Below are 18,613 nucleotides of genomic sequence, written 5' to 3'. Positions count from 1 at the left end.
GTCATTCCCTCTGTCTGTACACTTCCATATAGTTATGTAAATTACTCATTACGATACACTCACACCTGTTAAAGAGAATAGATCCTCTTTTGTCGGATTTAGTGCTTGTAACCAGCTATCTACCTCTAAGAAGTTTACTTTTTTTAATTGTTCGCCTTTTTCCGCACGCTTAACCACCTCTAAACCTCCATGATGATGCACAATCATTACAAGATCATCTTTCTTGAAAATACAATCTACATCTGCAGAGTTTATGTGGTGGTTACGTAGAATTGGTTTCCATTTCTTAAGTGAATACCCTTCTACATTTAAAAAACCACGGATAGCAGTAAAGCGAAAACTCGTTCCTCTAAAACATCTTTCCAATAAAAAAAGGAAATCCCGTACACATCCATTAAAATGAACATGATACAAATAGATTTCCCCTGCTTGTTTTGCTGCTCGCTGTGACAAGTTTGATGGTTTAATGGAAAACTGATAACAATCTCGTTCCCAAAATGCTCCTTCTTTTGTAACTCTCATTCGTAATGCACGTAAACTTGGAATAAGTTCATCTGGATGTGCAGAACAAAATAAAGATACTTCATAACTGATATTCATAAATAAATCCCCCTAAATAATAATTTTGCCCAGTGTAATAATGGGTTCTAACAATCAAACAGACTTGAAAACAACACAAAAAGGGCTTCTTCAAGTCGATTAAAAATGTGCATAGCAAAATAAGCTATATATACACTAATCGGCTCAAAGAAGCCCTTTCATAAGTGAAACAAGGCGCAACTTGCTTCTACAACTCAACCACAACACAATAAGGTGTGGGAATAAACGGAATCAATTAAACAATAAATATAGTTATATATTATTAAATTTATTAAGTATTATCAAGTATCGTTATATATTTATAGTATTTAGCGGTATAATACAAATATATAAAGGAGGTAGAATATTTTGCAAATAGGGTATGATTCAAATAATCCAAGATTAATTCCTTCAGTTGTATCTTTTATCGATGTATTAGGATTTTCGCAATTGGGCATGAAAGCGATTAATTCCGACGAAGGAGATGTATTTTTAAATCAGATACATACATCATTAAACAAAGCTCGACACGCTATCACCAATCAATTGTCGCTAGCAAAGGTTAAGGTTTTTACTGACAACGTAGTAATTGGATGGCCTATTTATGGAGATGGCGAGGGAGAATTAGGAACTACTTTCCTTAACCTAGCACAATATCAATTCTCTTTAGCGCTTGATGGATTCTTTATACGTGGTGGAGTAAGTGTTGGTCCTCACTTCATGGATGAAGAAACTGTTTTCGGCCCTGAATTGATTACAGCATATAAACTAGAATCTCCAGTAGCTGTTTATCCTAGAATTATTCTAGGTGAAAAAAGTATAGAACAAGTACATAAATATATGGCTTATTACCCATCACAATATGATAACCCTTTTTATTTTGAACTGCTTGAGGATATGGACGGAGAGTGGTTTTTAAATTACCTATATGTTTTATTTGAATTGTACGAGGAAGAAGCGTTTAATGGGGATTTCACACCATTCTTCCCCCATTTAGAAACACATCGTAATCAGATTTTAAGTGCATTACATACCTATGCAAATAATCATAAATTACTAAAAAAATATTCATGGATAGCAAATTATCATAATTATTTTTGTGATGAATTTGTACCTGATGCACCTGATGATCTTAAAATCGATTCTCCAATAAAAATGTCACAACCAAGAAGAATAATTACATAAATCATAAAAGCATTCTTACTAAGTAAGAATGCTTTTATATATCCACCATACTATTTTTAACAATTTAGCATTTCAAATATTTTATAGTTATATCGCGCATATTCTTTTTCATTTTCTTGAAATCATGTATAATTAAAGTATCCTACACGAGATATTGAGTCATATCTCATCGTCATTTTAAAAGACCTCCATTTTATATGGAGATCTTTTTTTAGGGGATAAATAAATAACTACTAATTTTACACGGCAGGAAATTCCCCCTACACATTCTCTATTAATATCCACCCATCTTAATTACTAACATAGTCATAAACATACTAAACATGAGGCTTTTTAAGTACTTATTTTCATCTTTTGCTCTAAAAAGAGCTAAACAGCAGAATAAAGCCCACCCTAACCAAAATAGCATTCCTAAAATCATTGGTAAATCAGTCAATTAAATCTACTCCTTCGAATGTTTTATCTATTACACTATTTAATATATTCATTTTGACTTCATATTTTAAGCCCAAAATAAAAAAGACAGAAGTTTTTCTGTCTTTTTTATTTATCTTAAAGTAATCCATTCATAACTTGCCCACTCTTTTGGTTTTTTATCGTACTTAATACGACCAGTCGTACAGAAGGAAGCAATCATCCATTGTATAATGTTCATCTTGGCATATGGATCAATACAATCCTCTATTTTTTTTAATTGATAGCCTGTACTATTTTTCTGCCAAATTGTATATAAACGAAAATGTGTTGTAGTAACAAGCCTAGCTTTTGTTGTAACTTGCCATTTTGCAATTTTCGTTAAATCCTCTTTGACTTTTCTCTCATACTCTTGTTTTATCACTTTATAAGTCTTGTCTTTATTAATTAATCCATTAGAGAATGTAAAAGGCATTTGATGCACCTCATAAACTGTTCCTTCTTCATCTCCTAAAATATTTGATTCTACTAGGAATATGTTTTTTAGTTTTAACTGTTCCGTTAATTCTTTTCCGCTCCGATAAAACGGTTTTTTTATCTTCTGAAGCAAGACAACCTGTACAATTAATCCGATAAGTAACGGATACGCTAGTATAAACACCATATTAATAAACATATTGGTAATAAGTACCCCTACTAATGCGAATATCGTGAAGTAAATATACGTTTCTCTTTGATGAATGATTCTACTATTCAAGCTAAAATACCTCCGTTTTGATAAATAGTGAAAGCAACATATACAATTGCTCCTAATAAAATAGAACAAGCCCCCGGAAAGCTCTGTATCAGCTGTATTTCTTTCTTTGGTAGTTTTGCCCCAAATATAGAAGCAGCATGCTCCAATTGATCTCTAAACGCTCCCACAAACCCTAAAATTTTAATTAATCGATACACACTAGCAACCCAAAAGAATAGTAAATGGAAAGCAGTTAATGTAATAGCAGTAAGGATTGCTGATTCTTCGACTAAATTACTAACATATATAGCTACCACCACAAGCATTTTTGTATCACCAGGTGAAGAAAATTTAAATGTTTCTAACAACAAACCACACGCTAATGCCATAACTAGTACAATCACAATCTCTTTTCCTGTTCTTATTCCAGCAAAATGCGTGATTCCTATACCTACAATTAAAAATAGCAAATGCCATATATTTTTCGTTTTTCTATATTTCAAATCAGTAAATACATTCAGGGCCATATATCCTAGTAGTATTCCTATTACATAAATACTCATAATTTTTCTCCTTTTTTTCTGTTTTGATAAATTCTTACGGTCCACTCACTAGAGACCAAGTGACCGTAGAAGTATAAGTAGCTTGCCGATTCTTCCCTACATAAGTTGTCCCTGGATCTAACTGCAGTTACAATCCATTTAGACCAAAATCGAGTTGATATTCTCCAATTGCTACATCTTTCGAAGCCCGGATAATAGTGTGTGCTGCCCCATTATCAATAGGTGTATTTGGAATCTGTACAATAGGTTTCCCTGTCTCTGGCCCCTTTAATTTTGTTACACTCACTTGATTCTTTATGAATAGAGAACCCTTTGGCAATTGTTTTGCAATGTTCGACTCTGTAAATGGAGAAATAGTCATATTCAGTTTCCATCCATCCGCTTGATTTCGACTATCATGTATCATGAGTTTCCCTAATGTACCAAATGAATTTTGCTTTTCTCCATTTAGTTGAATAGGAGTAAACTCTACACTTTTAGGAACAGTAAGCATGTCTACTCGTCCTTTTTGTGTTGTAGCAATATGCTTCGTTACACTTTTATTCCCAGCTTTATCTACTGTTCGGATATGTACATATTGTGGATTGGCATAATCAGTTGGAAACTGAATGCTAGTCTGGTTTGTAAATTGAACACCACTCACTTTATCAAGCGATGTATCTGCTTTATCGTTCACTACAAATTCATATCCCTTTACGCCACTTGTTACAGTTGCAGGAACTTCCTTAGAAAAATCCGAAACGCCATTCCTGCCAACTCCACGAATTTTATAATGATAGGTACTCCCTTCATCTTTAGCAGGGGCAAACGTTACTTTAGTTTCTTTCAGTTCTCTATTTTCAAATTGAAAGCTTTCAGGTGTTGTTGGCACTGCCTGATCTTTTGCTTCTTTATCTACATAGTCAGAGAGTCTGCCCTTATATATTTGCTGATTCCCCCTGTATACTTCCGCTTCCGATGCATATCCCACTTTTAACTCATCCACATAGGTAATCCCTTCTGAATAAGCAAGCATATAAAAAGTTACGCCTCGTTGCTCGGTAATATAAAACGGATTATTTGCAACTTGAGTATTCATACTAAACGTAGACCATCCATTTATATCTTTATTAGAATCATTCTTTGTGATCGTACGATTATTTGGTAATTGGATAGGCGCTGCCCATTTTCTTGTTTTTAGGCGATCACCTTGTTTCATCGGGGTCACAATAGGACTATTTAATATTATCTTTCCCTTTCCAGAACCATCCTGATACGGTATTACCTTTTCAATCATAGGGGAATCTTGATACACATCTTTGTTTATATCCGAAGTTATATGTCTTCTATCCCTTGGTATGTTGGTACCCGGTTCCCTCTCTGGAAACAAAGAGATATTACTAATTTCTATTTCTTTTGAACCACCTGGAACATCTTTTAAAACAGTAGCGTTATAATAGTCAAATTCTCTCCCTGTTTCCCAGCTTCCATCACCATAGAAACTAATTCTCCCTAACCCTTGTGACTTCGCTTTAAATGTTGCTGAAATATAAGCATTATTAGGTACGTTTAATCGCTTAAAAACAGCAATGGAACTCTCTCTTACTGTATAAGGATATAAGACACGATTCCCTCCCGATTTTGTATCAAATACCTTGTATCCACTAGTATCTGTACCATTTGGATAAAAGACTTCAGATTGTAAACTTTGATTCCCGTTTCCGTAAAACTCTCCCCAACCACTCATCAAATTAACGTCTTTGGGGTTATTAAAATCAATTTTCCATAAGACGTCCTGCTCTAAGATATCAATCGCCCATTCTAGCTTCACTTCATTTTCTTTTCCACTTGCAGTGAGTGTTGGAATACCACTTTGCTGTTTTACTATTTGATCAGCTAATACATAGTTATCTTTTGAATCACTAATTAAGCACGATACACCTAAAAGTATGATCGAAGTAAGAACCTTCCCCCATTTCACTGTTTCCTCCCCCATTCCATTTTTATGCTATCTATGCTGCCTTATTTTGCTCCTTCTGATTTTCATGTTTCTTTCTCCACCATACAAATACAAACATTGAAATAACTAATATGAAAACACCTGCGGCTATTATATATATTTGATTAGAATATCCAGGCAACACTTTTATTGCACCTGTTTGTTCCGCATACTCTGTCACATTAGAAGCAGTTATGCGTATCTGTTCTGTATATGTTTTTGGTATACCATTCTCTTTTATAGTGACTTTTAGTGTATACTTTCCATCTTTGTATTCTTTCGCTTTCCATGGGATTGCTAATCCTACCTTAGATTTTGGAGCTACATTGAATGCTGGAATATTACCATGAAACAGAACGTTATCCTGGGATATAACTTCATAGTAAACTGCTACATCCCTTACAATATTTGCATTTGTATTTTGAATAAGTGCATGGACTTGTGGTTGTGTTGGATAAGATTCAACAGTTGTGCCATTTAGTTTAAGAGGTGTTTTATTAACTGAATTTTCAGTCTCTTCACTATTCAATTGTATTGCTACCGCATATTCAATGCGATTATGTACAGAAAAGTTCAATCCGTCCTTTTCAAGCTTCTGTCCTTTAGTATCGTGCGCTAACTCAAATAATAATCCACCCAAAAATACTCCAGCTTGATTTGGTGTCGTTAAATGTACCTCTATAGTTTTCGTTTGATTCCCCTCTAAAGTAACAGCGTCAGGAGCTTGTACATACTGATCCATATAGAAATCTGTATCTGTTAATATACTTTGTGAGACTTCACGATTTGGTACATACATAATACCTCCGTTTGTAGAGGTGAGAGCGTTAGCAACTTTTACATTGACTTTGATTGGAGTATTAGCTTTATTGTGTACATCCATTTTTACTGTTTGATTCTGTTTCTTTTTCACCTGTAAATTAAAATAATTTTTTATATCACCTAGTTGATTATCCGGGACATGAATGCTTACATCAAATGGTAAACTATCTTGTTTTTCTTCTGCATAAACTACTTTAAAAGGTTTTAAGCTTATACTTAAAATGAATATAATCACAACCAAAATACTAATTAAAATTTTATATACATAGCTTTTCATTCTGCCCCTTCTTTCTATGTACAGAAGAGAATCATACATACGTGATTCCCTTCTATATGATAAATTTCTTTTAAGGTCCTGTTACAATAGAATATGTCAGTTTTGACTCATATGATGTAGCACCAGCCTTATTCTCAACATACGTACTATGTGGATTTAACGTTAAAGCTAGAGACTTATCATTGAAACTAACATTATATTTCCCCATACCTTCATCTTTTTTCGCACTTAAAATCGTAACTTGATTATCAGTATCTATAATAAAGTTAGTCGTTTTAAACTCCGGATTTGGTGAACTTGTCCCTCCAACTTTCGTTATAGCAGCACCACCACTATTCAAAACTAAGGAACCCTTTGGAAGTGTCCGATTTGACTTTGCATCTCCACTCACTTTAAATTGATCTGCTTTTACATTGATTCTCCAACCATTCCCAGAACCAGTTGCATCTGTCACTGTTAGTACACCAGGATTTGCATGTGTCACTTGTGTTTCTCCACTTAGTGTTACCGCGTTAAAGTTACTAACTGGTGTAACAGCAATATTATGTTCCCCACCTGTTATACTTTGATTTAGTTTTGTATCAGCTGTTGTTGCTGCACTTGCAGGTGTACCCATTAGTGACATACCAAGGGCTAATGTTGCTAATGTGGGAATCATCACTTTACTAAATCTCATCATAGTACCTCCTTATGTTTTAAAAGGAGGGAGCTATATAAAACACGCCCCCTCTTATTTTCAAACAAAATTTATTTTTTGTTCCAAGAATCTACATCCGCATTGCTTGATGCTTTTGTGAATCGAGCTAGAATTGTATCATAACCACCTTGGATTGCTTTCCATACAAATGGCCCAATTACTAATACGATAATGACCGCCAAGGCAATTAACATACCGTTTTCTGATGATAACTGTGAATCCTCATTTTTTAACCAATTTTTCATTTTTGCTAACATTGCATTTCGTCTCCTTTATATATCAATTTTAAGAATTTACTAAAATAAGAACTTAACTATTAAAATCTTTTATTACTTATTCCAAGAATTCACGTCCGCATTGCTTGATGCTTTTGTGAATCTTGCCAGGATCGTATCATAACCACCTTGGATTGCTTTCCATACAAACGGTCCAATTACTAATACGATAATGACCGCCAAGGCAATTAACATACCGTTTTCTGATGATAACTGTGAATCCTCATTTTTTAACCAATTCTTCATTTTTCCTAACATGATTGAATCTCCCTTATCCATTTATTTGATCTATACGTAATAAGCATCATTCATCTAAAACTTCTATTACTTGTTCCATGTATTCACATCTGCATTGCTTGATGCTTTTGTGAATCGAGCTAGAATTGTATCATAGCCACCTTGGATTGCTTTCCATACAAATGGTCCAATTACTAGCACAATAATTACCGCCAAGGCGATTAACATACCATTTTCTGATGATAATTGTGAGTCTTCATTTTTTAACCAATTCTTCATTTTCGTTAACATATATTTTGCTCCTTTACCTATTCCATTTTGAATAATGTTTTTCTATATACTTGCAAATCCTTGCATTAAGGATTGAATAAGAATGACCATCGGAGAAGTAAGCATACATCCAATAAGCGCAACGTTAAATTTATTCATTTCCATTGGCTTATTCTGAATGAGACGGTTATAGTTCTCATGTTTTAACTCACGCATCATTTTAATCTGTGCATCCATAATACGAAGACTTTGTACCTTGTCCGTTTTTTGTGCTTGTTGTAACGCAATCGTAAAAGTATTAACTTCTGGACTATTTAAGGCTGCTGCAAAGTTTCTAAATGGTTGATCCGAACCCGCATACATTTCTAATTCCGCTGTAAGTGTAGATACATACGGTCGAAGATGTCTTCCAGCATATATCTGCGCCTTTTTTACTGCTTCTAATGTTGTATGTGTTTTTAACAACTGCAGCATAGGAATTAAATACTCCGGTAATTCGAACTTCCTTGCTTCTATCGCCTGCTTGATTCTTATCTTTAATAGATAATCTGGATAGAAATAAAGCAGTGGTGAAATCAAAACGCCCACTTTAAATAAGTAGTAATCGTGAAACACTGTACATATCAAGAAAACAGAGGTGAAAATGATGGGATATGCTACCTTCATTTTCAAATATTCTTCTGGTTTCGTATCCAAACCAGCTTCTTCTAATTTTTTCTGGATCAGCTCTTTCTTTTCTTCTGTCAGATACTTATGTGATAGCGACTGGAAGGGAGCGAGCATCATTTGATTTAAATTCTTTTTTTCAATTCGTTTTGCATTTTCTACATAGTTTGTAAGTAGGCTACCGCTGTCTTTTTTACTTTGTAGAAAGGTAGAGAATACCCAGTACATGACAACGAATACCACTAAAGCTAGAATCGTAGCCAATTTATTCCCCTCTTTCTGTTGGATTATAATTTGCAATCTTTTCTACACGGGTCGCTAAGAAAAATACAATGAACATATTTACCGCTAATGCAATTTTCCCCATCATAGAGCCTGCTACAAATCCATATGCTTCTTTTGACATCAACATAATCACAATCGGCATGGCAATCACGATTAAGCAATTCTGTACAAACGCACGTTGTGCTTGTGACAAACTAGAACGTAATCTTGCCAAATATAACTTTTGTTTTTCGAAATCTTCTGCAATATCTAATAAGACTTGTACTGAATTCGATCCGCCTTCTCGACTACACACTTCCAACATTTCATGGAAGAAAACCAATTCTCTAAAATTAAAAGTTTCATTGAATCCTTTAAATGCACGGTGCATTGTAGTTCCACCTTCTAATAAAAGAGAAACTTTTTCTATTTCTTCTTGAATGCTCTCGTGCATCATTGGCTTTACTTGTACTAACACGCGTTTAGCGTTATTACTAATTTGAAGCGCATTCGCTACTGCCTTCATATAAATAGAAAGACGGTCAATGACAACTAAGTAGTAACGTTTTTTTCTTCGATAGAGAAGAAATTTCGGAACTAAAAATCCACATAAAGCAGAAATCAGTGTAAAAGGATCTCTTCCAAAGGAGAAGTAGAATATTGCTGCTATACTCATTCCGGAAAGAATCGTATATACCCAGTACATGCTTTTCGTCAATTTCCACTCGTACTTTTGGGCTTCTTGGATAACAGATTGTGGAAGATACATTCGTATGCCTTTAATATTCCTTAATTCCAAGCGCCTTTCTTCTTTCTCATTTTCTTGTACAAATTGGGAAAGTGCAGAACCTTTAGATTTTGCAAAAAGTAAAACAAGTAATACTACACTAATAAAGATTAATAATATACATCCATAGGCGAACAAACTATGCATACTGCACCTCCTGTTGTGATAGGAACGGTGCATAAAGAGCTGGATTTACAGAAGTAGCAGAACGGAATTTTTTCTCCAATTTAGCTGACATTTTCCCTGTAATAATGTGCTGTCCATGAATTTTTCCTATGTTTTCATTTATCTCATCCTGTTCCTCGTATGTCGGGATAAACTGAGAAAGTTCATTAAACTGTATATCACCTCGATAATCTAATAATTCAATCATCTCTGTAATATAACGATTCCCATCATCTTTCTTTTCTAAAAAGACAATCACATCGAATGTCTGTGAAATTAATTCATATAAATACTGGGCATCAATATTCGCACCACTTTGCAGACACATGAGCATTAAACGTCTGACTGCTTCTATGGCACTTCTTGCATGGACAGAGGTAAAGCCAGGATGGCCTGTTTGGAAAAAGTTAATCATTTTTAATGCTTCTTTACCCCTCGATTCCCCTACAATTAATCGCTTTGGTCCTTGACGTAGTGCATTCGTTAACAATCTATCAAAATCAATTGCATTTTCTTCTACTTCCGATGCCCTACATTGCATCGGAACAAAGTGATGTTCTGGAAAAATTCGATGCAAATATAATTCAGGGTTATCTTCTACTACAAGAGTACGTTCTTTTTTCTTTCCTTTCGGAATATGAGAAGCAAGAAATTTCATAAACTCTGATTTCCCTGTCCCTGTTGCTCCAGCGACTAGAATATTCATTTTGGCTTTCACGGCTGCAGCCAAAAAGCCCAACATCTCTTTTGACGCTTGATTAGTAGATAACATTCGCTCTTCAGAAGCACGAAGATGATCTGCATTCTTACGAATCGTTATTGTTGTCCCGAGTCCCCCAAGTTCATCTAAAGCAATATTGATACGGATATAGGGAAACACGCAGTCCACATATGGTTTTGCTGTATTTAATGACTCTGACGTACTATTTACCATCTTATAGGCTAAAGCCTTTACCTCTTCTTCCGTCTCAAATCGGTAAGGGAATGTTAACTCTCCCTCTCCAATTTTTTCGTAAATAATTTCTTTTGTACCATTGATATAAATATCGGTTACATCCTGATCTTCTTTTAAAGGTTCTATAATTCCAAATCCCACAATATCATCACATACCATATTTAATAATTGTTCAGAAGGTACATCTGAAATGACGACTTGATTACTTAATAGAAAGCTTTTAATGATTTGTTCTACAGCTGCTCTCTTTTCTTTATTCATAAAAGATTCGCTTAAAATATCACGATGGTCTTTTACTAAAAATGCACGAATTTCATCCGTGATATCTTTAATTTGTTGAGCTGTAGTTGTTCCTAACTTTCGAGCTGATTTGGAACGAATCATATAACCAAAATGATATAAATCAACTCGATTTCGCTTTAAGGCGACTTGTTTTCCCTGTAAATAGCCCCACATACTACTGCCTCCCTTTTAATTTCGTAAACCAAAGAGACCCTTTTTCATAGAGGATGTATGCTGGGTTGGAATATCAAGACCAGCTGCTTCCATAATGTGATGGACCTTTGTATTAATTTGCGGGGAACCAAACTGCATCCCCCATTCATAACTCGTACGATCCCTGTCATACGGAATTGTCACCGCAATTTTTTGGGAAGAAAGCTTTTCAATATCTTCTACACAATCCTCATCTCCCATATTTAAAACATGAATCATACGAGGCAATGTTAGCTTTGCTTCTTCTAGTAGTTGTAATTCTCTTTTAATTGCTATTGCACCACGAGGGTTGCCGTTTAACACATGAATTACAAGGTCTGATTGGTATAGGATTGGATAACTCAGAACCTCAGATAATTCAGTTGGTACTGATAGAATGATAGAATCGTATTCTGTATCTACAAGTGATTCTATAAATGTCGTTACAAACAGTTCTTTGTTTTGAATCTCTGGGAATTGAGCTAAGTTATAACCTGATGGAAACACTAGAAAATCCATCTTATCGTGCAATTTTTGCATCAACCTTGGATTCATTTTTCTCTCTAATAAATCTTGCTTGGTACAAATATATTGCGAGAGATTGTATTCATTTTCTTTTCTTACAAGTTCTAAGATGTTTTTACTATCGTGGCTAAGACCAGTTCCAACCGCAAAACTAGGTCTTACTTGGTCTGCTTCAACATAAAGCACCTTTTTCCCTAAATGAGCTAATTCATTTGCCATCGCAATACTTAATGTGCTTTTCCCTACATTTTCGTTTGTTGCATAAAAGGCAATGATTCTTGTTTGCCGCTCCATCTTAATAACCCCTTTCTTACTTAGATTCATTCAGATACTGTGCTACATACTCTTTTACATTTTTAGAAATTGGATTAGTCGAATGCTTCTCTACATAGTCTAAAATGTTCTTTTGATCAGATATTTGTGAGAATCCTTCAGCTGGTTCTAATTCTTTCCCTGTTTGCTCCACCTTTTGTCCAACTGCAACAGGAATGACATCTCCAAGTGTTTTTGCACGATTTAAGTATTGAAGTTGTTCAGGGGAAACAGCCAGTGTGTATAATCGCGTTACTTTAGGCTTTTGTTTTCCTTCTTGTTCCTCTTTTGATTCTTTCTTTTCTAGCACAAATGCATCTTCTGTATTGCTATCTTTTGCAGCCGTCACACGTACACGTTGGAACAGACCACCAAAGACAACCTTCTCATTGTCCCCTTCTTTCACAACTTGTTTGAAATACAAGTCCACATACGTGTTTGGGATAATACTATTCCCTGAACTTGTTTCCAAATCAACGAGTAACGGGAAAGCAACTTCTCCATCGTTCAAATTTAAAATAGCAGAGTCCGGTAACTCCTCTTTCTTTACTACTTTGTTTTTAAAGAGATAGCTATTTTCTGTAATGGGTTGCCCATCATTTGTCCACTTACCTACAACCTCTTTTTTATTTACACGTAATGCATTTGGGGGAATCGCATCACCAGGTAAAGTTCGTTCCACTAGCATGTCTTCTTTAATTTCTGTATGTGCAGGTATATCCTTTGCGGCTACAACAATCTTTGTTGGTTTTACAGCATTTTCTACTGCGAAATGATTGTATCCATAGATACCCGCTACTGTTGCAGCGGCTAGACCTACCGCAACAATCTGCTTCTTTTGAAACTTAGATGGCTTCAATGTTTGTATTCCTCCTTATGTAGCCTTTAAACGCAAAAAAAGGACACACCTATGGCATAATGCGCCTTAGGTGTGTCCTTTTAGCTAATCTAAAGTCTATATGAAAATGTTGGATTTGGTTTCTTTAATATTACAATTTCAATATTATGATATATAGAGTTATATGTCAATCATTTCTAAAAAAAATATTATTTTTACCATTTCAAGCCTCTGATTTCAAACCTCAAAAACCCTTAAAAACATTGTCATATCAAGGTTTTCAAGCTATTAACCCACCCGTAAATATGGTATAATTAATATAACGTAACTGAATATTTCAGGGTGGTTGGTTGCTTTCCTTTCTCTTTCATTTTATGGAGAAAGGAGGTGATCGCATGGAAATACTTTTCACGATAGCAATTGAAATTTTAAAAGTAATTGCTAGAGAAGTCGCTGTATTTTTTGCAAAACGAGTAGGTAAATACCTATCAACGTCTTGGAAGAAAGCACAAAAAAAGCGACGAAAAACGAAAAGAACCACCCACAATGTGAACTGGACCCGAAAAGTTAGACATATATTTAAGCAGCTAATAAGGATTGAATTCTGTATTTTACAGGAGGCAATCCTTTTAATTTTGCCTTAATCCTTTTATTATTGTAATAATAAATATAATTCTCTAGTTCTTCCCTAAAGTGTTCCATACTTTCAAAATCTTTAAGATAAAGTAATTCAGATTTTAATAAGCCAAAGAAATTTTCAATGACTGCATTATCTAAGCAATTTCCCTTACGGGACATACTTTGAGTTATATTATTTTCTCTTAAAATATATTGATATCTATCCATTTGATAGTGCCAACCTTGATCTGAATGAAGGATAGGAGTATCTTCTTTATCCAAGCATTTTAAAGCCTTATCTAACATCCTTTCGACTAGAAGGAATGTAGGGCGTTTCTCAATATTATAGGAAATAATCTCACCATTAAACAAGTCTAGAATAGGAGATAGGTAGAGTTTTTCACCAAACAAATGAACTTCAGTAACATCTGTAACCCACTTTTCATTAGGCTTAGAGGCCTTGAAATCACGCTTCAAGACATTTGGCGCTACCTTCCCAACCTTCCCGCGATAAGAGCGGTATTTAGTGATTCTTACCAACGATTTTAACCCTAATTGATTCATTAAGCGAAGGACGGTTTTGTGGTTAATGGTATAGCCCTGATTACGTAATTCAAGTGTGATACGCCTATAGCCATATCGCCCTTGGTGTTCCTGAAAAATCTGCTTAATACTTTCTTTAACCTCGTTATATTTATCTTCACGACTCATTTGTTTCACCCAGTAATAATATGTACTACGAGCCATTTCAGCCGCTTTAATCAAGTCGATAATTTTATATTCATGCCTTAACTCATATATTATGTGTGCTTTGTCTTTTTCAGAGATTGTTGTTTTTGTTGAATTAAGGCGTGTAACTTTTTTAAATAAGCATTTTCCATGCGTAAGTATTCAATTTCTTTTTGTAAATCATTTTGAGAGTTAATATTTTGTTTTTTCTTAGGTGCAATAGCCTGTTTCTTCTTCACAGTGGAGTACCCCTTACTTGTTTTACGAAGAGCATCTATCCCCTGTGATTCTAGCATTGATCGCCACTTCCTAACGGTACGAGGAGATGGAACGTTGAACATAGCGGCCGCTTGTAGGGGCGAAGCTCCTGTATTGTTCATAAAATTCAATACTTCCATTTTAAACTGAATGTCATACCTTGTACATTTAGAGTTTAAGGACTCTATTCCTTGTTCTCTAGTACGTGCCACCCACTCTTTTAATAACGATATACTGACTTGATATTTTTTGGCAGTCACTTTAAAAGAATCATTTGTATTTAAATAATGTTCAACGGCATTTCTTTTTAATTCGAATTTATATTTTCTAGACATAATAAAACCGCACCTCCAATTGTTAGTTATTTGTCTAACAAATTGGGTGCGGTTCAAATGCCTGCAAGCGTGTGAAGGGCGGTTCTAAGAAAAAATAAACTTTTTTAGTAACTAGCCACCTTGCGGTAACAGTTACATAAGGCGAGATGTTGGAGCATCTCGTCTTCTTTAGTTTATGCAAAAACTATTGTTATAATACTTCTACACTTATTATAACATCAACTATTGTACATGTCATGCAGATTTATCCGCGATAGTTGATAATAAAGACATTATTATTAAAACGAAATCAATTTTGTTCCTGTTTCAAAATACTCTGCAGGAGCATAACTTGTCCCATTCCGATCTTGAAATTCATTTCCAATATATAACGATACAATCATTGCGATTACTCCAAGAAAAATTACTCGTCTCACACGCTGCTTTTTCTTTTTATCCACTCAAATTTCCCCTTTCTATGAAAAAAGGCACACCCCATTAAGGGGTGTGCCTTTGGTTTATCCATTCAGCTACTAGTCAAGAAGGATTATATACTTTTGTCGATTCAAGTCATTATACAATACTATTTAACTAATTTCTATTCTTCATATAGTACCAATTTGATAAATCAGTAATAATATTTTCCTTTCCAACCCAATTCCAACCTGGTGTTTGCACAGGGAATGGAAGATCCGCAAGCACCCTTCTCTTTTTAAAATCATCGTACGCAACACCTTTAATTTCAACTTCATCTGTCAGGCACAAACTCATTTCATTCACACCTGCTGGGTTTGTTTCAACATTGAACGAATATTTTCCATCTTTTGTTTTTAATGGCGCATACCATTTGCGTTGGCCATCAATAATTTTTTCCTTCCCATCCCAATATAAAGACTTAGTTGGTCTTTTACTATCAAAGACATGTCCTGTTACTTCAGACAAATACATATTTTTAGGTAGGAATTTTGATGTTAAGCCATTATTAGAAACACTCTCTAAATCATATGCTGTTTTTAGTCCTTCATCTGCAAATGGATACTGTGCCGTTGCTTTTGTAAATACACCTGGATAATTGGTATTCCAATCATTTTTGTATTTTCCATTAACTTCATAAGAAAAACCATACCCCGAATGGAGCTTAGATGGTTCTAAATTATCAATACTTCCACTTAATGTTTCATAGAACATTTCTCCCACTGTGTCCTCTTTTGACACACGTTCACTTACTGTTTCTACCACACCTTTTACACTCGTTACTCCGCACATCCCCTTTTCATGAGATGGTGCATAGATAGCTGTTTTAATAGGATTATTTTTGTATGTGGTTTCTTCTATATCTAGACGGTTACCAGCAGGGTTAATTTCTGCCTGAATTGTTCCTTTCCCCTTATGTTGCCAGCCAAGGTTCAAGGTTTTCTTTTCTCCCTCAGTTAACCTTACCTGTTGTGACGCTACTTGTTGTCCGTTATGCTTGAGCACGACTACTGTTTCAGGATTTGCATATTTTGCTTCTAATGAATCTAACTTTTTAATTTTATTTTTCTCTTTTTCTAGTTTCTGTCTTGCTGTATCTAGCCTATTTGCAGCATCGTCTAATCTATTTTCTTCCCAAGAACAGTCTCTATCAATGTAGTAATCATTGCCTTTTTCATCTTTCTCATGAATTGGATTACGACGACAATAACTCAAACTAGACTGTGCACTGTCCCTACCTGATTCAGCGCTATATACTTCCTGTTGAGATTTATTAATATTATTATTCACCTTTGCTCTATATTGGTCACGTTCCGGTTTAAAATTATCACGTGATACATCTATTCTTGTTTTTATATTCTTTCCTTCTCTTGCTGTTTCTCCTTCAATTCGGTCAGCAGAGAAATCAATTTTATATTTAAAATCATCTTCATCACCTGGATCTGGATTAGGTGTTACTTCTGTACCACAGTTTCCATCTACAATGAAATCAACTGTTTTCTCATTTGAGTCCCTTTGAACTCCATCAATAATTTTTAATTTTGCCGTATATCGACCACACATCTGAGGTTGCCACCTTATATCTTCTTTCGTAAATCGTCCTGCATCACCTTCATTTGGTTTTTGATTATCTTTTTGTGGCGTTGAGCGCAAGTAATTTTCTTGATGATGCACTTTTTCACCATTTTTAGTGATATCCAACAGCCATTTCACACGATTCCGTTCACCCGCTATCGATGAATAAGGGTTACCTATATCGAGTTTGGGACCACGTTCTGTATATCCTTTATCTTTACTTACGTACTCGAAACCGTAAAATGTAAACTTAACAGGTGTATCCTTCTTACCATTAGAAGCTTTAAAATCTTTTATTTCAGGTTTACTAGATCGTACATACCATAGGTTATATTTATTTATTCCATTTACGCCGCCAGCACCTGCATATCCACCAGAAAGGTAAGCTATATCACGAATCCAGTAAAATGCTCCATAATTCTCAGAACCTGTATTATTAAAAATGACATGACTGTTTATATTATCTAAAACAAATTTAGGATTTCCCCAATATTTATCAGATATAACACCATTATTCACTCTTTCGATTTCTGTAACCATCCGATCTCCCACTGTGACAGCCTTATTCCAATAACCATCGTTTGAAATCCGCACATAAGGCTCACTTAGGTCTTCTCGTTGTACCAAGTTTGCTTGTGGGTTTTCAAAACTAAAAGAACCATTGTAAACAGCCGGATAGTGAAGGTCTCCTTTGTACGCTAAATCTATACCAGGTGGTGCATAATCTCTTCCAAATCGATAGAATTTACCTTGCATTTGTAAATCTTTTGACTTAAGAAACTTATCCTCATTTCCATTCAGAAAAGGTACATCGGCATTTTTTGCCTCGACCATTGTAGGCATCGCTAATAAAACAGAAGTACAAACCAACAGTAGTTTACTTTTTATTTTCATTATTTCCCCCCCTAAAACATAAAAAAGGACAAACCTGTACCATTGGTTAGGTACGTAAGGTTTGTCCTTCACGCATATCATTTGTTTATCTTATTATAATTATAAATTATTATATCATTATTTAGAATGAACGTCTACATACATTGTGTGATCAGCCATAGATTGTCCAATGCGAATTTTATAGTTTCCTTTTTCATAGTTGTTTATTTTTCGTGCATCAACCGTTTCTTGAATTTCCTTATCTAGATTTAAGCCACTTAGTAAAGTAGTCCATTGTTTCGCTAATTCAACAGTCGCTTTGTTGTTATCTAGGAAATATATTTTAAAATCACCTGAACTTCCAACTACAGAAAATTGTGCTCCAATAGAACCTTCTGGTAGATACATATTACTATCTAATAAATCAATAGAACCACCAATCTCTTTATATTTTAAGCTTGTACTATAGGTACTATTAATATCTTTGATGATACTCTGAGCTTCACTAGATACTTGTTTCTGTACTATTGGGTTTTTTAATGCTTCTGGATAATAAACCAATTTCTCATTTGCTAAACTAGCATCTAAGCCTGCTGGTACTTCTGGCTTTGTCTCTGGCTTAGTTTCAGGTTTTTCCTCTGGTTTTGTTTCAGGTTTTGGATCTGGTTTCACTTCTGGTTTTTCCTCTGGTTTTGTTTCAGGTTTTGGATCTGGTTTCACTTCTGGTTTTTCCTCTGGTTTTGTTTCAGGTTT

The 18,613-nt window shown here is 34.8% G+C and carries 18 protein-coding genes and 2 pseudogenes; 1 reads left to right on the top strand and 19 read right to left on the bottom strand.

Features of this window, described 5'->3' with window-relative positions; translation table 11 throughout:
* Nucleotides 1–48: 48 nt before the first annotated feature.
* Nucleotides 49–600 carry a hypothetical protein gene (locus PDK19_RS24770; RefSeq protein WP_001027668.1) on the bottom strand — a complete coding sequence of 184 codons (552 nt, stop codon included), beginning with the start codon at nt 598–600 and terminating at the stop codon, nt 49–51.
* Nucleotides 601–948: 348 nt separating this feature from the next.
* Here PDK19_RS24770 and PDK19_RS24765 point away from each other — a divergent pair, with 348 nt between their 5' ends.
* Entirely contained in the window at nt 949–1,764 is an 816-nt protein-coding gene (locus tag PDK19_RS24765; RefSeq protein ID WP_001165542.1) for a hypothetical protein, read from the top strand.
* A 274-nt stretch (nt 1,765–2,038) separates the two neighbouring features.
* Here PDK19_RS24765 and PDK19_RS24760 read toward each other — a convergent pair whose 3' ends face one another.
* The 18 genes and pseudogenes from PDK19_RS24760 to PDK19_RS24675 all read right to left on the bottom strand — a co-directional run.
* On the bottom strand, nt 2,039–2,200 hold the full coding sequence (locus PDK19_RS24760; RefSeq protein ID WP_000130911.1) for a hypothetical protein: 162 nt from the start codon (nt 2,198–2,200) through the stop codon (nt 2,039–2,041).
* A gap of 111 nt (nt 2,201–2,311) precedes the next feature.
* A complete protein-coding gene (locus PDK19_RS24755) occupies nt 2,312–2,935 on the bottom strand; it encodes a hypothetical protein (RefSeq protein ID WP_001088469.1) in 624 nt (207 codons plus the stop codon).
* On the bottom strand, nt 2,932–3,477 hold the full coding sequence (locus tag PDK19_RS24750; protein WP_000029927.1) for a hypothetical protein: 546 nt from the start codon (nt 3,475–3,477) through the stop codon (nt 2,932–2,934). The genes PDK19_RS24755 and PDK19_RS24750 overlap by 4 nt, the downstream gene beginning before the upstream one ends.
* Before the next feature lie 34 nt (nt 3,478–3,511).
* Nucleotides 3,512–5,437, bottom strand: a pseudogene (locus PDK19_RS24745) (WxL domain-containing protein).
* A gap of 31 nt (nt 5,438–5,468) precedes the next feature.
* Complete coding sequence (locus tag PDK19_RS24740) at nt 5,469–6,554, bottom strand: DUF916 domain-containing protein (RefSeq protein WP_000844611.1); 1,086 nt, start codon at nt 6,552–6,554, stop codon at nt 5,469–5,471.
* 70 nt (nt 6,555–6,624) lie between these two features.
* The gene (locus PDK19_RS24735) at nt 6,625–7,230 is read right to left on the bottom strand and encodes a WxL domain-containing protein (protein WP_001212542.1); all 606 of its coding nucleotides are present in this window, start codon (nt 7,228–7,230) and stop codon (nt 6,625–6,627) included.
* A gap of 71 nt (nt 7,231–7,301) precedes the next feature.
* A complete protein-coding gene (locus PDK19_RS24730) occupies nt 7,302–7,508 on the bottom strand; it encodes a hypothetical protein (protein ID WP_000879954.1) in 207 nt (68 codons plus the stop codon).
* 72 nt (nt 7,509–7,580) lie between these two features.
* A complete protein-coding gene (locus tag PDK19_RS24725; RefSeq protein WP_000900859.1) occupies nt 7,581–7,784 on the bottom strand; it encodes a hypothetical protein in 204 nt (67 codons plus the stop codon).
* A gap of 66 nt (nt 7,785–7,850) precedes the next feature.
* Nucleotides 7,851–8,054: a hypothetical protein gene (locus tag PDK19_RS24720; RefSeq protein ID WP_000956355.1), complete on the bottom strand. Its 204-nt coding sequence runs from the start codon at nt 8,052–8,054 to the stop codon at nt 7,851–7,853.
* 42 nt (nt 8,055–8,096) lie between these two features.
* Nucleotides 8,097–8,963: a hypothetical protein gene (locus tag PDK19_RS24715; protein WP_000201160.1), complete on the bottom strand. Its 867-nt coding sequence runs from the start codon at nt 8,961–8,963 to the stop codon at nt 8,097–8,099.
* 1 nt (nt 8,964) lies between these two features.
* Nucleotides 8,965–9,897, bottom strand: a complete 933-nt coding sequence (locus PDK19_RS24710) for a hypothetical protein (RefSeq protein ID WP_000555803.1) — start codon at nt 9,895–9,897, stop codon at nt 8,965–8,967.
* Nucleotides 9,890–11,326 carry a CpaF family protein gene (locus PDK19_RS24705; protein WP_000264621.1) on the bottom strand — a complete coding sequence of 479 codons (1,437 nt, stop codon included), beginning with the start codon at nt 11,324–11,326 and terminating at the stop codon, nt 9,890–9,892. The genes PDK19_RS24710 and PDK19_RS24705 overlap by 8 nt, the downstream gene beginning before the upstream one ends.
* 15 nt (nt 11,327–11,341) lie before the next feature.
* Nucleotides 11,342–12,163 carry an AAA family ATPase gene (locus PDK19_RS24700; protein ID WP_000442124.1) on the bottom strand — a complete coding sequence of 274 codons (822 nt, stop codon included), beginning with the start codon at nt 12,161–12,163 and terminating at the stop codon, nt 11,342–11,344.
* Nucleotides 12,164–12,179: 16 nt separating this feature from the next.
* The gene (gene cpaB / locus PDK19_RS24695) at nt 12,180–13,040 is read right to left on the bottom strand and encodes a Flp pilus assembly protein CpaB (protein ID WP_000804794.1); all 861 of its coding nucleotides are present in this window, start codon (nt 13,038–13,040) and stop codon (nt 12,180–12,182) included.
* A 558-nt stretch (nt 13,041–13,598) separates the two neighbouring features.
* Nucleotides 13,599–14,959 (bottom strand): IS3-like element ISBce15 family transposase gene (locus tag PDK19_RS24690; protein ID WP_085963576.1). Its coding sequence is split into 2 segments (ribosomal slippage): nt 13,599–14,503 and nt 14,503–14,959, totalling 1,362 coding nucleotides; the frame shifts between segments, so codons are not numbered across the junction.
* 278 nt (nt 14,960–15,237) lie between these two features.
* Nucleotides 15,238–15,399, bottom strand: a complete 162-nt coding sequence (locus PDK19_RS24685; protein ID WP_000358425.1) for a hypothetical protein — start codon at nt 15,397–15,399, stop codon at nt 15,238–15,240.
* A 130-nt stretch (nt 15,400–15,529) separates the two neighbouring features.
* Nucleotides 15,530–17,881, bottom strand: a complete 2,352-nt coding sequence (locus PDK19_RS24680; protein WP_000695235.1) for a hypothetical protein — start codon at nt 17,879–17,881, stop codon at nt 15,530–15,532.
* A gap of 117 nt (nt 17,882–17,998) precedes the next feature.
* Nucleotides 17,999–18,613: pseudogene (locus PDK19_RS24675) on the bottom strand (S-layer homology domain-containing protein); the annotation flags it as partial.

Source organism: Bacillus cereus group sp. BcHK124 (assembly GCF_027712065.1).
GTDB lineage: Bacteria > Bacillota > Bacilli > Bacillales > Bacillaceae_G > Bacillus_A > Bacillus_A pacificus.
This window is presented reverse-complemented; position numbering and strand designations above follow the sequence as displayed.